Consider the following 16051-nt stretch of genomic DNA (forward strand, 5'->3'; position numbering starts at 1 on the left):
GATTAAAAATTATTATTTATTTTTTTGTCAGCGATAGAACTATCTACAGCATTTGCCAATTCTTGCCATGTTTCTGCTAATTCTTGCAATGCAGCTACACCTTGATCTGTTAGTACAAAATATTTTCTTGGTGGTCCAGATGTACTTTCTTTCCATACATATGATAGTAATCCTAAGTTTTTTAGTCGTGTGAGTAGTGGATAAACAGTACCTTCTACGACCAACAAATTTGCATTTTTTAAATTTTCCAAAATATCAGAAGCATAAACTTCTCCTTTTGATATGATACCTAAAATACAATATTCTAAAATGCCTTTTCGCATTTGAATTTTTGTATTCTCGATACTAAATTGATTATTTGTTGTCATTGATTAGATTTTTACTTTTACAGAAATTACAGTATTAATGAGTTGAGTTGTCATGTATGTTGTTTCCTCAATCTCATTGATTATTTTTTCAAGCTTGCGTGGCGATACACTATTTTCGATGTACAACACATTTGCTTTTCCATTTTCATCTACTAAATAATCTACAACTATTGTTTTATTGTTGTTTAAAACCTCTCCTGCTTTTTTTGCTAATGGCAATAATGCTACTATTACCAATGCTATCAATACTTTCTTTTTCATTTTTAATTTATTTTTATTGTGAATAATATAATATATAGAACTTTACAATGCAAATATAATGCTTTTACATTATACTATGTAATACAAAGTACTATATTGTTTAGTTAATTTTTTGTTAAAAATAACAAAAATATAATTAAATAATTGATTTACAATAAATTAAAAAAGTAAATTACTTTTCAGAATCAAATTTTTCTTGTAGTTTTTTAATGGAATTATCTATCATGCTGTGCTGTATGCTGTCTGTCTCTTTAAATCCTAATTTATTAAAAATTGACTTTAATGATTGAGTATTAAAATTATTAAAAATTAAATCATCAAAAGAAATATAAAAGACAAATGATTTTATATCTAATTGTTCATGTAAAAGATCAAGTATTTCTTTTTCTTTAATATAAGAAAAAGCATGGTCTAAAAAAATAATATTACGTTGTTTTACAATCGTCAAATTTCTTTTTAAATCATTTGCATTAAATAAAATAATAGGTGCATCTGATGTTATTTTTTCTGAAAAACTGAGTTCTTTTGATATAAATAAATCTAAAAATACATTTTTAGTATCATCAGTGAAGTATAAAAATAATAATGAGTCAGAATTCATGATCAATTGTAAAATTGCACTTCTTTAACAATTGTTTTTGTCCAAACTGTATTGTGTATCGTGTACTTAGGTTTTGATGATTTAAACAAATTGCCGAACATAATTTCTATTTTTAATAAAGATAATTCAGTATTTTTGAAATCTTGATGATAGATTCAAAAAATATAGAAAAATTATTTAAAAATAAGCGTGTTTGTATCGTTGGAGATATCATGTTGGATGAATATGTGTACACACATCAACAGAAAAAATCAACAGAATATAAACATGTACATACATCATTGGTGTACGAAAAAAAAACATACTTAGGTGGCGCAGCAAATGTGGCGCACAATATTAGAAAATTAGATAGTACACCATACTTAGTTGGTGTATGTGGCAATGACGAACAAGGAAAAAAACTACAAGATTTATTAGCAAAAAATAAAATAAGCAACGAATATTTAATTCACACAAATATCATTACTACATACAAAAAAAGAATTTTTACAAGCAACAAACCAAGCATAAGAATAGATGAAGAAGAAATCAAAAATATCCAAAATTGATTGAAACATTTATCATTCATCATGTAGAAAAAATTATAACAAAGCAAAAACCAAATGCATTAATATTTCAAGATTACAACAAAGGTGTACTTACATCAAAAACCATAAAAGAAATTATTCAATTGTGTATATGCAACAATATTCCATTTTTTGTAGATCCAAAATTTGAAAGCTGGAGTGCTTATCAGCATTGCACTATTTTCAAACCAAATATGAATGAATTTAATTTTTACTGTAATGAATTAAACATCAAACAAAAAATAAAAGATAGCATAGTAGAAATAAAGAAAAAAGTTGCTGCAAAAAATGTCCTAATTACATTAGGCAAAAAAGGCAACATATATATCAATGAAGAACAAAAAATCATACTCAAAAAAGCTAATAAAATAATACAACATGCTGATGTTTGTGGTGCTGGCGATAGCGTAATTGCAACAATATGTTTGGCATATCTTGCAAAACTAAATATGAATACAATTGCAGAATTGGCAAACATAGCAGGAAGCATCGCATGTATGCATGAAAATATTTATGCAATAAGCATAAATGACATAATTGACAGTTTTGATAAGAAATTATGACATTGAAACACCAAAAATGTCAGAAAAAATACAATGGTACAACATTTGAAAACTATATTAAAAATAAAAATTTAAACACAAAATGGAAACAGGAAAAATAAACGTACAAACCGAAAACATCTTCCCAATAATTAAAAAATTCTTATACTCAGACCACGAAATATTTTTACGAGAATTAGTATCCAACGCAGTTGATGCTACTAAAAAACTAAAAGGCTTGTCGCAATTAGGTGAAGTGAATGGAGAGATTGGAGATACAACAATTGAAATAAGTATAGATAAAGAAAAAAATACACTAACAATTGCTGACAAAGGCATTGGCATGACTGCAGATGAAGTAAAGAAATACATTAATCAAATTGCATTTTCATCAGCAGGCGAGTTTGTAGAAAAACTAAAAAACACAGACTCAAATGCAATTATTGGACATTTTGGTCTTGGATTTTATTCTGCATTTATGGTCGCAGATAAAGTAGAAATACAAACAAAATCATACAAAGATGAAGCAGCAGTAAAGTGGACTTGCGATGGCTCTACAGAATTTACTTTAGAAGAATTTGAAAAAACTGAAAGAGGCACAAAAATTATCTTGTATATAGCTGATGATTCTAAAGAATTTTTGGAAGAGCAAAGAATAAAATCATTACTCAATAAATATTGTAAATTTTTGCCAATTCCAATTCAATTTGGCTACAAATGGCAATCTGAAGAAGATAAAAAAGCAGAAAAACCATTAGAACCAGAAATAATAAACAACACAAATCCTGCGTGGACAAAGGCTCCATCGTCATTAAGCGATGAAGATTATAAAAATTTCTATAGAGAATTGTATCCAATGAATTTTGATGAACCATTATTCTGGATTCATCTAAATGTTGATTATCCATTCAACCTAACAGGAATTTTATATTTTCCAAAATTGAAGAAGAACTTTGAAGTACAAAAAGATAAAATACAATTGTATAGCAACCAAGTATTTGTAACAGACAATGTTGGCGAAATTGTGCCTGAGTATTTAACATTATTACATGGTGTAATTGATTCGCCAGATATTCCATTAAACGTATCGCGTTCGTACTTACAAAGTGATGGCAATGTCAAAAAAATCAACCAACATATTTCAAAAAAAGTATCAGATAAACTACAAGAAATATTCAATCAAGATAGAAAGCAATTTGAAGAAAAATGGAACGACATAGGTTTGTTTGTCAAATATGGAATGATTAGTGATGAGAAATTTTACGAACGCAGTAATAGTTTTGCCTTATTCCAAAATACAGAAAATACTTTCTATACACTAGAAGAATTAAAAAATAAAATCAAAGACAACCAAACTGACAAAGACGGAAACTTAGTAATACTGTACACTTCTGACGAAGAAGAGCAACACAGTTATATCAAACAAGCAAAAGATTACAATTATGAAGTAGTGAAATTAGAAACTATGATTGATAATCATTTTATGCAACAATTAGAAATGAAGAATGAGAAAACTCAGTTTAAACGCGTTGATGCTGATATTATTTCTAACTTAATTTCTAAAGATGAAGAACAAAAATCTATCTTAACAGAAGAACAAGAAAACACATTGAAAGCATTGTATGAAAACACAGTAGAAAAAAATAAAGTAGATATAGAACTAAAAGCATTGTCGCCAAACGATGCACCAATATTGATTACAAGAAATGAATTTATGCGTAGAATGATGGAAATGCAAAAAATGGGTGGTGGTTCACCATTTATGTTTGGTGGCATGGATGAAAAAATAAATTTAGTAATCAATACCAATCATTCATTAAATACAAAGCTATTAGAAATTGATGGTGCAGCACAAGAAAAAAGAGCAAAACAATTGTACGATTTAGCATTATTATCACAAAACATGTTGAAAGGCGAAGCATTAACCAACTTTGTACAACGTAGCTTTGAATTGATATAATTAAAATATTTAGTTGGATACAGAAATCTCAATATAGAATTTATATTGAGATTTTTTTTCAATAAAAACATTTATTAACAAACTTTCTCTAGTCTAATATGTTTTTAATAGACAATAAATAAAATAAAAATACCATGTTACTCACATTAAAATATCTAATCATTTTCATTATTGGATATAAATTAGTTAAGCTGCTTTTGCCACAACCAAAAGTAGCAACTGCACAACAAAACAAGCACGCAACTTACAACGAGCAAAAACAAAACATACCACAAACTGATTCAAAATACAAGGATGCTGAATACATAGATTTTGAAGAAATAAAATAAATTATTTAGCATTTAATATTTTAGCCAATTTCTCAATTTCTGATTTTGAATTATAACTATGCATTATAATTCTAATTCTTTCTTTGCCTTTTGGAACTGTAGGATAAACAATAGCTTTTGCATTTACACCATGTTCACGCAATTTTATTGACAATAACTTACACGCATCAGAACTAGGCACAATGTAAGAAAAAATTGGGCTTTCAGAATACAATGTAGCATCACACATTAAATTATTAAAATATTGAATATTGTCAAACAATTTATTTTTTGGCGCATGAAATTCACTTATATATTCATAAGCATATTGTATGGATAATAAATCGTAAATATTCAATGCTGTTGAATATATAAATGGTTTTGAAAAATTGATTAAATAATTTTTTAAAGTAGATGAACCAAGTATTGCAGCACCATGTGTGCCTAATGCTTTGCCATATGTGTACACACGTGCAAAACAATCTTGTTCTATACCAAAATAATTGCACAAACCACTTCCTTTTTCTCCAAAAATTCCAGTTGCATGCGCTTCATCAACAATTAAATTACAATTATACATTTTACTAATATTTGATATTTTATTCAATTCTGCAATATCGCCATCCATCGAAAATAAAGATTCAGTAATAATAAATTTTATCTTCGTATCATGATGTTCTTGAATTTTATGTTCTAAATCATCTACATCATTATGTTTAAATGCAATCGCATTTGCGCCACTCAATTTAATTCCTTGATGTATTGATGCATGCACATATTCATCATAAAAAATAACATCATTTTTGTTGGCTACTGTACTTACCAAACCAACATTTGCATTATACCCAGAATTAAATATTAATGATGTTTCAGCATGATGATGTTTTGCAATATTTTTTTCCAATTCATCATACAATGTACAATTTCCTTCTAATAATCTTGAGCCAGTTGCACCAATTTTATGAAACTTATAAGTTGAATTAATTGCAAAAGAGATTTGCTGTTTTATCCATGCAGATTTTGCTAATCCTAAATAATCATTAGAAGTAAAATCAATTAAATCATCGTTCTTTTGTAAGCTTCTGAATATATTCTCAGCTACTCTCTTCGATAAAAAATCTTTTAGTCTATCATCTATATTCATCAATTCATTACTGACTTGTTTTCTTTAAATGCTTCGCGTGCTTGCAAACCCAAAATATCAAACATTTCCATATCATTTGCATAAGATGGATTTGGTGTAGTCAATAATTTATCGCCAGCAAAAATAGAATTTGCGCCTGCCATAAAACAAATTGCTTGTTCGCTCATTGGCATATCCATTCTTCCGGCAGAAAGTCTGACCATTGTTGTTGGCATTACAATTCTTATTGTTGCAATCATACGTGCCATTTCCCAGACAGAAACTCTTTTCATATTTTCTAATGGTGTGCCTTCTACTGCAACCAATGCATTTACTGGAACAGATTCTGGATGTTCAGGAAGATTTGCTAAGGTATGTATCATTTCTATTCTTGCACTTTCAGCTTCGCCCATGCCAATAATTCCACCACTACAAACACTAATTCCAGCTTTACGCACATTCCCTATTGTTTTTATTCTATCATCAAATGTTCTTGTAGAAATGATATTATCGTAGTATTCTTCAGATGTATCTATGTTATGATTATATGCATACAAGCCAGCATTTTTTAGTTTCTCAGCTTGTTCTTCGCTTAGCATACCTAGAGTGCAACAAACTTCTAAATCTAATTCATTTACACCTTTTACCATATCCAATACTTTGTCAAAGTCCTTGTTGTCTCTTACTTCACGCCATGCGCGCCCATGCAAAATCTTGTAGAGCCATTTTCTTTTGCTTCTCTTGCTTTTGCTAATACTTCTTCTTTCTCTAATAATTTGTGAACTTCTACTTTTGTTTGGTAGCGAGCAGCTTGCGGACAATATGCACAATCTTCAGGACATCCACCTGTTTTTAAAGACAATAAAGTACATACTTGAACTTCATTTGCATTGTGGTATTGTCTGTGTACTGTTGCTGCTTGATAAATTAACTCAAGCAATGGCAAATTGTAAATCTCTCTAATCTGATCTAATTTCATTATATTATTTTAAATTATTATCTCTTATATTTTTTAGCAATTCTTCTTTTCTTTTCATCCTCATAGAATCTTTAATTGCTTTTTGTATATCCAATGGATTTACTGCAGAAACTGGTTCAATGCCATTTTTTCCATATTTTATGATAGTAAGCGAATCAATTGTATTCAATTTATTCTTTACTTTTTCCATCATTTCTAAATACTTTTCTGGATGGTTGGAATAATAATCAATTGTTTTTCTAAATTGAATGGAGTCTGTTTGATGTTTTTTTAAAATAGATGTGTACAATGAATCCATCATTTTGCTTTCTGTATTGTATGCTTGAACATTAACTAAAGAATAATTTGATTCTAATAATAACAAATCTACCATTAATGGAACAATATTTTTTTCAGAAATAATTTTTTTTGAGTTATTTTTACAAGAAGTAACAGAGACGCAAAACATCAAAACCAAAGCAAGAATAACATTCAAAAAAGATGACCACATGATAAACAAAGACAATTTACAAAACTTAATTCTACTCTCAAAAGATAAAAATATAAAATTAGTTGCAGTTAGCAAAACTAAAACTGTTTCTGATATATTGGAAGCCTACAATTGTGGTCAGAAGATATTTGGAGAAAATAAGGTGCAAGAAATGGTAGACAAATACGAAGAACTACCAAAAGATATTGAATGGCACATGATTGGCAACCTACAAACCAATAAAGTAAAATATATTGCACCATTTGTACAACTTATTCATTCTGTAGATAGTCTAAAATTGGCAATAGAAATTAATAAACAAGCAGAAAAAAACAATAGAGTAATTGATATACTTCTAGAAGTATTTATTGCTGCAGAAACAACAAAACATGGCTTTTCCGAAGAAGAATTAATTGAACATTTAGACATAGACGCATTTAAGCAATTGAAAAATATTAGAATTGTTGGTTTGATGGGCATGGCAACTTATACACAAAACAAAGTATTAATAAAAAATGAGTTTAGTAATTTGAAGCATACATTTGAATTATTAAAATCAAACTATTTTAGCAATGCAGACTATTTCAATACACTATCTATGGGCATGAGTGGCGATTACGAAATTGCAATAGAAAGAGGCTCAAACATGATAAGAATTGGTAGTGCTATTTTTGGAGAAAGAGAAAGAAAAGTTGCCGCAAACGTTCCATTATAAAATAACAAGTAATTCTGTCATACGCCAATTACCTACACGACCAATATTGTCAGAAAACTGTAATAAAATACTGAAAATATTACATATTTTTTAATTATTTTGTATTTGCATATTATTTGCTATACATATATAAAATATTAAATAAATATGAATCCAAATAATTTTACAATAAAAACACAAGAAATTTTAGGCGAAGCGCAACAATTGGCTTTCGACCTAAAGCATGCCTACTTAGATACACATCATTTATTGCAAGCAATTCTTAATAACGATGCAGATATCACACCATTTTTACTCAAAAAATCTGGTGCTGACATCAAAAAAGTAGAGCAAGAAATTAATAATTTATTACAAAAACAAGCAACTATAAGTGGCGATGGCGTAAAATATCCATCACAAAACTTAGGGCAAGTATTATTAAAAGCAAATTCACTTTTAAAAGAATTTAAAGATGAATATGTATCTATAGAACATTTACTATTAGCATTATTGAGTGTTAATGATGAAACATCAAAAATATTGAAACAAAATAATCTTGATGAGGCAAAACTAAAACAAGCAATAGTAGAATTAAGAAAAGGCTCAACTGTAAATAATCCAAGTGCAGATATGACATACAATTCATTAGAAAAATATGCCAAAAACTTAAATCAATTGGCACAAAACAATAAACTCGATCCAGTTATTGGTAGAGACGAAGAAATACGCAGAGTATTGCACATTTTATCAAGAAGAACAAAAAACAATCCAATACTTGTTGGCGAACCTGGCGTAGGAAAAACAGCAATTGTTGAAGGCATTGCGTTCAGAATTATACAAGGTGATGTACCAGAAAATTTAAAATCAAAAATAATTTATTCTTTAGACATGGGTGCATTAATTGCTGGTGCAAAGTATAAAGGCGAATTTGAAGAACGATTAAAAGCAGTTATCAAAGAAGTAATTTCATCTGATGGTCAAATCATATTATTTATTGATGAAATACACACATTAGTTGGTGCTGGTGGTGGTGGCGAAGGCGCTATGGACGCAGCAAATATTCTAAAACCAGCTTTAGCACGTGGTGAATTGCGCGCTGTTGGTGCAACAACATTAAATGAATACCAAAAGTATTTTGAAAAAGACAAAGCTTTAGAACGTAGATTTCAGAAAGTGATGGTACACGAGCCAAGTGTAGAAGATAGCGTTTCCATTTTACGTGGATTGAAAGAACGTTATGAAAACCATCATAAAGTAACTATAAAAGATGACGCCATTATCAGTGCAGTAGAATTATCAAATAGATATATTACAAATAGATTTTTGCCAGACAAAGCTATTGATTTAATTGATGAAGCAGCAGCAAAACTCAGATTAGAGATGGATTCTGTGCCAGAAGAATTAGACGAATTAGAAAGAAAAATACGTCAATTAGAAATAGAAAGAGAAGCTATAAAAAAAGAAGGAGATGATGCAAAAGTTGAAGAGCTATCTAAACAAATTGCAGAAATGAGTGAAAAGAGAAATGAATTTAAAGCAAAATGGGAAAGTGAAAAAACTGTAGTAGATAGAATTCAAAATGAAAAAATAAATATTGAAAATCTAAAACTAGCTGCAGAACAAGCAGAACGAAACGGCGACTATGGCAAAGTAGCAGAAATACGATATGGCAAAATAAAAGACAGCGAAGCAAAACTCAATGAGCTTGAACAAGAACTGCAAAGTAACAAAGACAGCAAACGATTGATGAAAGAAGAAGTAACTGCCGAAGATATTGCAGAAACAATATCAAAATGGACAGGTATTCCTTTGACAAAAATGATGCAGACAGAAAAAGATAAGTTGATAAACTTAGAAGATTATTTGCATGAGCGTGTGGTAGGGCAAGAAGAAGCAATTGTTGCCGTAGCTGATGCTATTCGTAGAAGCAGAGCAGGACTAAATGACCCTAAGAAACCCTTAGGTTCGTTTTTATTCATAGGCACAACTGGTGTAGGAAAAACTGAATTAGCAAAAGCATTAGCCGAACTTTTGTTTGACGATGAAAAAGCAATGGTGCGTATAGATATGAGTGAATACATGGAAAAACACAGCGTATCACGTTTAATTGGTTCGCCTCCAGGATACGTTGGCTACGACGAAGGTGGACAACTAACCGAAGCAGTACGCAATCATCCATATTCTGTTGTATTATTAGATGAAATTGAAAAAGCACACCCAGATGTTTTTAATATCTTATTGCAAGTTTTGGAAGATGGAAGACTAACAGACAACAAAGGGCGCATTGTAGATTTTAAAAATACAATAATCATCATGACATCTAATATTGGTTCGCATTTGATACAACAAAACTTTGAAAATGTAAAAACAGAAAATGATGTATTTACTGCAACAGAAACTTCAAAAGTACAAATACTTGATGCCATCAAACGTGTACTAAAACCAGAGTTTTACAATAGAATTGATGAGGTTATTATGTTTAAACCATTACTTACAAATGACATTAAAGAAATAGTTAAAATTCTATTGAAAAATTTACAAAAACAATTACTTCAAATGGATATTGAACTAAAATATAGTGATGAATTGGTTATGCATTTTGCAGAAGAAGGCTACGATGCACAATATGGTGCAAGACCATTAAAAAGATTAATCAACAAAGAATTAGTCAATAAACTTTCAAAAATGATAATTGCTGATAAAGTAAAAAAAGACCAACCAGTGATTGCTGATGTTTTTGAAGGTGATATAATTTTCAGAAACGAATAATTAGCATATACAAATCTATCATTTTACGGTTCGTAGCAATACGAACCGTTTTTTATTTCTGTGATAGTGTAAAAAAATATATCTTTGGTTATAAACATTTATTGTACACTAATGAATAGATACTTTTTTTTATTGATTGTTTTAATAATCAAGTCACTACAAATTAATGCAAATAGCATTTATATTGAACAAACATTTGAAAAAAACAGTATTGTAGACCATACGATACAAGATGCAAGCAACTTACTACAATCAGCTGGAATCACGGTTTCAAATCAACAAAAAAATGTAGATTTTAAAATAATTCTTCAAAAATTAGACAACAATAAAAGCTATGCAACATTATATGAATCTAATACAAAAGAAACGCAGGCATTTAATATTAAACTAGAAAAAAAAAATAATCAAAATACAATTTACATTCAATCATTATCATACAAAGGCATAGCCAATGGCATTTATTATCTACTTCAAAATAAATTTGGATTTCAGTTTTATCATGCAAAAGAAATAAAAATTCCAAATTTAAAATCATTAGACCTAAATAGTTTTGATGAATATATTACACCAAGATTTGATAAAATTGGTTTTCACATTCATGCCATGCATCCTTTAGAAATTACAGAAGCATTGCTAGATGAAACAACACCAAATGGCAAACAAGAAATAAAAACATACATAGATTGGTTGTGTAGAAACGGACAAAATTATTTTGAATTCAATCTATTGAGTAGTATAAAATTAGAAACATGGGTACCATACATGAAAGATATTGTAGATTACGCACACCAACGTGGTATTATTTGTGGCGCAGATTTATCTTTCCATATGATACAGCAACGAGCATTTCAGTTGTATAAAAAATTTCCAGCATCATTTAGAAAAAGAGAAAAACAGATAAAACAAAATATTGAAACACTCATGCAAATTCCTTGGGATGTTTGGAATGTAGAACTTGCAACTACAGAATTTACACACCAAAACCAAGAAGAACTATATGCACAACAAAAAATGCTGTACGATAATTTATCGAAATACAAAGTAAAACTAACAAGTAGAAAACATGTAGTAAAAGATGAAAACTTAATTTCTAATGCCAAATCAATGAAGACAAAATTTACAGACATGGATAGTGCTTATGCCTTGTTTGTACACACAGTAATGTTTTATGGATTAAATGATAGCGCAACGCCAGTGTATCGAAACAAAGATTTTTCGCATTTAAGAAATTTATTGATAGAAAGCAATCAATACAGAGATACTTGGTATTTCCCAGAATCTGCTTATTGGATTACATTCGACAATTCAGTGCCAATGTTTCTTACTCCATATCTAAGCACAAGATTAGATGATATATTGTATAGTGATTCTTTAAACATCAATGGTCATATTACTTTTACTTCTGGTTGGGAATGGAACTACTGGCTGATTGATTGGAGCATAGCACGTTGGTGTTGGAACGAAGCCAATCAACAACAAAAACCATTTGAATACATAGAACAATTAATTGAAGACAAAAACATCATAAATTTTGTACAAAAGGTAGATAGTTTGCAACAGCTATACATCAAAGATAAACAATTGATAAAAGTACTTACGGCACAAACTATAACAGATGAAATTGGTGGAAAGTTAAATTTAGAATTTCATCCAAGACCAGAATATGCTTATAAATATATATTGAATGATGCGAATAAAACTGAATTACAATTTATAAAAAACAAATACATCAATAATTTAGAAATATTTATTAGTGAATATAATAAGCTAAGAAATACAATTCAAGTAGATGTCAATAACAAATTAATTTCAGAATTAATCAATAGTTTAGATATTACAACATTAAGAGCAGAACACAGAAAAAATACTTTAGCCTATATCATAGAAAAAAGATTAAAAGATATAGACAATATAAAGTACACAGACAAATTGTATTTGAACAAAGCCAATAATATTAGAAAACAAGCTTTATCTATTGTGGCATCTCAGCAAAGAAATTATAGATACGATATTTCAAATGTGGCATCAGAAAAGGAAAGTAAAACAGTGTATAATTTTGGTTACTTGTATCCTGTTTCGAACTTACATTTTTGGGAACGTGAAGAGTGGCAAGCGGAAAACAATAAATGGAAATTCTGGAATAAAAACATTTGGGATGTTTTAAAAATTATTGGAATAAAAAAATAAAATGGAAGCAACGGTAGACAAATATTTAATTGATGGTTGTATGCGTTGCAAATATGGTGCAACACCACAATGCAAAGTCAATAATTGGAAAGCTGAATTAAAATTACTCAGAGCGATTGTATTGCAATCAAACTTGAAAGAAGAAATAAAATGGGGCATTCCTGTGTACACCAAAAATGGAAAAAATATTGTAAGTATAAATGCTTTCAAAGAATCAACAGTAATTAGTTTTTTCAAAGGTGTTTTACTTGCAGACAAACATAAAATACTACAACAACAAGGCAACATACAATCTAGTAGAATCATTAGATACACCAATGTAGATGATATACAAAAAACAGCAGCAATTATATCAGCCTATATTACAGAAGCAATTTCATTAGAAGAAGAAAATAAAAAAGTAAAAATAACAAAAAATCCAGAACCAATTCCGAATGAATTAATACAAGCTTTTGAAGCTGATGAAGCATTTAAAAATGCATTTCATGCACTAACACTTGGGCGACAAAGAGCATATATCATTAATTTCTCACAAGCAAAACAAACAGCAACAAGAATCAGCAGAATAAATAAATACAAAGCGCAAATACTAGCAGGCATTGGACTACACGACGAATACAAAATGAATAACAAAACTAATAAGTAAATAATATGAAAGATATACTAAACGACAAGAGTTTTAGATATTTTCTTTCACAGCAGAGTCTCCTGAAAGAGACACTGCGAATATTTAGTTTCCAACAACATAAAAATGAATCAAGAAATAAAGTTTAGAATTGCATAAAAGAGTAATTGTCATTGCCACGAAAGTGGTAATCTCATAAGTACTTAGAATTATATTGCCTTTTTCAAAGCAATGACTCTAATTAATCTTATTCAGTAAGAAATTTTTACAATAATATTTTTCTTTCTTTCACAGCAGAGTCAATAAGAAAGACTCTACTTGGAATAAAAAACTTTTAGCGATGACATTTATTTTAGCTTAATTTTTCATAAGCCATGATTATTCTTTGTTACTTTCTTTGTATCAAGAAAAAGAAAGTAAATATAAGCAAAGAAAAAAGTACAAATTTATTTCCAAGAGATAACAAATAGTCCGCATAAAATTAAGGTCGCTCCTACTCCGATTTTCCAAGTAAATTGTTCACGCAAAAATACGAACGACAATAAAAGTGTTATCAATATACTAGCTTTGTCAATCAAAGCCACTTCAGATACGTTTCCTATTTTAATTGCTTTATAATAAAATATCCACGATATAGTTGTTGTCAATGCAGAAAAACCTAAAAGCGTAATATCTTTAAAAGTTAAGTTTGAAAAATCTTTTATCTGATTAAATGCAAAAACATTCAGCCAAACAAAGACAAATACAAAACAAGTTCTTACAGCAAGTCCAGTATCAGCAGCAACATTTTTTAATCCAGCTTTCGCAACCACAGCTGTCAATCCAGCAAAGAACATAGATATAAGTGCAAATATTTGATATGTTTTCATACAACAATGTATTTATTTAAAATAGCTAATAATAAACAAAGCTACGAAAGTTTTTCTTTCACAGCAGATTATCTTCAAAGGGACTTTGCGAAGATTTAGTTTTCAACAACATAAAAATAAATCAAGAAATAAAGTATAAAATTGCATAAAAGAGTAATTGTCATTACCACGAAAGTGGTAATCTCCTAAACACTTAGAAATATAAGATTGCCTTTTTCAAGGCAATGACAATAAACAATTTCAAGAAAAAGCAAAAAACAAGTTGCGCATTTTGGGTATATACAAATGAAATATGGATAAAATATTACGACAGGATATTTAAAATACGCAAAAACATATTTAACATACAATATTGATAATAAGAAGATTATAAGGAAAAAATATTTTTAACAAAAAAATATACGCAACTCCATTTATTGCGTATATTTGTGTGTTATGTGGCATTTTAAAACAACACCGCAATGAAAGAAGAACTAACAGACAACGAACATTCTGAAATATTAAAAAATGAAGAAGCCGATTTATTCGGACGAAAAGCAACTTTCAAAGATTATGTGAACATTGGATTCGATATTGAGGAAGCGAAAAATATGGCGGGACTGAAAAACTACGATTTTTCAACGGATGAAGAATTACAGAAATTTATTGACGAAATAATAAAATAATATGTTTTCAACTAACAAAGAAATAAAAGCAATCAACTTATACTTCAAAGAATTTGTTTTACAACATAATGATTATTTTTTTGACAAACATTTAGAAAAGACAATCAAAAAAATTGAAAGCGAAACAGAAACAGATTTTAGCGAAAATTGGGAAAACCTTATTGCTCTAATGCAGATTATTGAACGAACTTACAACTTAAAAGCAATAATCACTGAAAACAATTATTACAGGTTTGAATTTCACAATGCAGAAAATATTCAAGACAAAGGAGCAACAAAGATTGATGCACTTTTTAGTTGTTGTTATCAAACATTGAGAAAGTATTGGAATGAAAATGCACCATATTTCAACAGAGGCGTTGAACCATTTGACATTAGTGATTTTGACGAAACCGAAGAAGAGTTCAATGACGAAGGTTTTAAAGAAATTGGAACAAAAGAATTTTTAAAAACAATTACGACCAACGAATTACTTTCAATGCTTAAAGTAACTAAAAAAGACAATCCGACTAAACTAAAATTTATCAGTTGGTTAGAACAAGAATTAGAAAAAAGAAAATCATAATGAAACAATTTGAGTTTGACCGAAATTTCATTGAAGCCAAGTTTTCAGAAGCAGAAACGTTTCTCTTTGACAAGCAGAACGTTTATCAAATAAAATATGAAAACTTTGACAAAACAACGTTTGACAAGCTCAATTCCGATTTATTACATAATGTTTCAAATAAATTTATAGTTTATTGCTTGTGGTTGGGCGACACTCAAAATGATTTGAAACCAAAATATGTTGGACACGCAAAAAACACAATTTCACGACAACGATTAAGGGCACATTTGACGAAGAAAAACAAAGCAACAGGTGCACAACTTGACAAAATAACAAAGTATTTAGAAGATAAAAAGTATTTTGGCTTGACATATTTAATCATTGAGCCAAGTTATATGAGAACTTCGCTTGAAGAATGGTTAATAAACAAAAATATTGACAAACTTGAATGGAATAAAAACAAATAAAAAAACGCCACATAACAAGGGTGGCAGTTGCACAACGTGGTATTTTTGGTG

At 29.2% G+C, this 16051-nt stretch carries 17 protein-coding genes and 1 pseudogene; 11 read left to right on the plus strand and 7 right to left on the minus strand.

What is annotated here, in order from left to right; all coding sequences use genetic code 11:
* Positions 1 to 2: 2 nt before the first annotated feature.
* The 3 genes from IPK18_00440 to IPK18_00450 all read right to left on the minus strand — a co-directional run bounded on the left by IPK18_00440 (position 3) and on the right by IPK18_00450 (position 1230).
* Positions 3 to 368, minus strand: a complete 366-nt coding sequence (locus tag IPK18_00440) for a PadR family transcriptional regulator (GenBank protein QQR98044.1) — start codon at positions 366 to 368, stop codon at positions 3 to 5.
* Between the two features lie 3 nt (positions 369 to 371).
* The gene (locus tag IPK18_00445) at positions 372 to 629 is read right to left on the minus strand and encodes a hypothetical protein (protein QQR98045.1); all 258 of its coding nucleotides are present in this window, start codon (positions 627 to 629) and stop codon (positions 372 to 374) included.
* A 172-nt stretch (positions 630 to 801) separates the two neighbouring features.
* Positions 802 to 1230 carry a hypothetical protein gene (locus tag IPK18_00450; GenBank protein QQR98046.1) on the minus strand — a complete coding sequence of 143 codons (429 nt, stop codon included), beginning with the start codon at positions 1228 to 1230 and terminating at the stop codon, positions 802 to 804.
* A gap of 146 nt (positions 1231 to 1376) precedes the next feature.
* Here IPK18_00450 and IPK18_00455 point away from each other — a divergent pair, with 146 nt between their 5' ends.
* The 4 genes from IPK18_00455 (at position 1377) to IPK18_00470 (ending at position 4627) form a co-directional block, all read left to right on the plus strand.
* Positions 1377 to 1778, plus strand: coding sequence for a hypothetical protein (locus tag IPK18_00455; GenBank protein QQR98047.1), 402 nt, complete (start codon positions 1377 to 1379; stop codon positions 1776 to 1778).
* Positions 1775 to 2359 carry a hypothetical protein gene (locus tag IPK18_00460; protein ID QQR98048.1) on the plus strand — a complete coding sequence of 195 codons (585 nt, stop codon included), beginning with the start codon at positions 1775 to 1777 and terminating at the stop codon, positions 2357 to 2359. The genes IPK18_00455 and IPK18_00460 overlap by 4 nt, the downstream gene beginning before the upstream one ends.
* A gap of 82 nt (positions 2360 to 2441) precedes the next feature.
* Positions 2442 to 4298 carry a molecular chaperone HtpG gene (gene htpG / locus IPK18_00465; GenBank protein ID QQR98049.1) on the plus strand — a complete coding sequence of 619 codons (1857 nt, stop codon included), beginning with the start codon at positions 2442 to 2444 and terminating at the stop codon, positions 4296 to 4298.
* Positions 4299 to 4432: 134 nt separating this feature from the next.
* Positions 4433 to 4627, plus strand: coding sequence for a hypothetical protein (locus tag IPK18_00470; GenBank protein QQR98050.1), 195 nt, complete (start codon positions 4433 to 4435; stop codon positions 4625 to 4627).
* Between the two features lies 1 nt (position 4628).
* Here IPK18_00470 and IPK18_00475 read toward each other — a convergent pair whose 3' ends face one another.
* The 3 genes and pseudogenes from IPK18_00475 to IPK18_00485 all read right to left on the minus strand — a co-directional run bounded on the left by IPK18_00475 (position 4629) and on the right by IPK18_00485 (position 7156).
* Positions 4629 to 5750 (minus strand): pyridoxal phosphate-dependent aminotransferase family protein, encoded by a 1122-nt coding sequence (locus IPK18_00475; GenBank protein ID QQR98051.1) that lies wholly within the window; start codon positions 5748 to 5750, stop codon positions 4629 to 4631.
* Positions 5750 to 6708 (minus strand): annotated as a pseudogene (gene bioB / locus IPK18_00480) (biotin synthase BioB). Before bioB ends, IPK18_00475 begins: the two are co-directional and overlap by 1 nt.
* 4 nt (positions 6709 to 6712) lie before the next feature.
* The gene (locus IPK18_00485) at positions 6713 to 7156 is read right to left on the minus strand and encodes a DUF4296 domain-containing protein (protein ID QQR98052.1); all 444 of its coding nucleotides are present in this window, start codon (positions 7154 to 7156) and stop codon (positions 6713 to 6715) included.
* Between the two features lie 40 nt (positions 7157 to 7196).
* On the opposite strand from IPK18_00485, the gene IPK18_00490 reads away from it, so the two are divergent.
* The 4 genes from IPK18_00490 (at position 7197) to IPK18_00505 (ending at position 13473) form a co-directional block, all read left to right on the plus strand.
* Complete coding sequence (locus IPK18_00490) at positions 7197 to 7892, plus strand: YggS family pyridoxal phosphate-dependent enzyme (GenBank protein ID QQR98053.1); 696 nt, start codon at positions 7197 to 7199, stop codon at positions 7890 to 7892.
* A 147-nt stretch (positions 7893 to 8039) separates the two neighbouring features.
* Positions 8040 to 10640 (plus strand): ATP-dependent chaperone ClpB, encoded by a 2601-nt coding sequence (gene clpB, locus IPK18_00495; protein QQR98054.1) that lies wholly within the window; start codon positions 8040 to 8042, stop codon positions 10638 to 10640.
* A 111-nt stretch (positions 10641 to 10751) separates the two neighbouring features.
* The gene (locus IPK18_00500; protein QQR98055.1) at positions 10752 to 12827 is read left to right on the plus strand and encodes a hypothetical protein; all 2076 of its coding nucleotides are present in this window, start codon (positions 10752 to 10754) and stop codon (positions 12825 to 12827) included.
* A gap of 1 nt (position 12828) precedes the next feature.
* Positions 12829 to 13473 (plus strand): YdeI/OmpD-associated family protein, encoded by a 645-nt coding sequence (locus IPK18_00505; protein ID QQR98056.1) that lies wholly within the window; start codon positions 12829 to 12831, stop codon positions 13471 to 13473.
* A 425-nt stretch (positions 13474 to 13898) separates the two neighbouring features.
* Here the strand turns inward: IPK18_00505 and IPK18_00510 are convergent, their stop codons facing one another.
* Positions 13899 to 14321: an EamA family transporter gene (locus IPK18_00510; protein QQR98057.1), complete on the minus strand. Its 423-nt coding sequence runs from the start codon at positions 14319 to 14321 to the stop codon at positions 13899 to 13901.
* A 461-nt stretch (positions 14322 to 14782) separates the two neighbouring features.
* On the opposite strand from IPK18_00510, the gene IPK18_00515 reads away from it, so the two are divergent.
* From IPK18_00515 to IPK18_00525, 3 genes are read left to right on the plus strand one after another with little or no spacing between them, the layout of a single operon-like run.
* A complete protein-coding gene (locus tag IPK18_00515; protein ID QQR98058.1) occupies positions 14783 to 14986 on the plus strand; it encodes a hypothetical protein in 204 nt (67 codons plus the stop codon).
* Between the two features lies 1 nt (position 14987).
* Positions 14988 to 15551, plus strand: a complete 564-nt coding sequence (locus IPK18_00520) for a hypothetical protein (GenBank protein ID QQR98059.1) — start codon at positions 14988 to 14990, stop codon at positions 15549 to 15551.
* On the plus strand, positions 15551 to 16000 hold the full coding sequence (locus tag IPK18_00525) for a GIY-YIG nuclease family protein (GenBank protein QQR98060.1): 450 nt from the start codon (positions 15551 to 15553) through the stop codon (positions 15998 to 16000). Before IPK18_00520 ends, IPK18_00525 begins: the two co-directional genes overlap by 1 nt.
* Positions 16001 to 16051: the final 51 nt, after the last annotated feature.

This window comes from Sphingobacteriales bacterium (assembly GCA_016699615.1).
Lineage (GTDB): Bacteria > Bacteroidota > Bacteroidia > Chitinophagales > JADIYW01 > JADJSS01.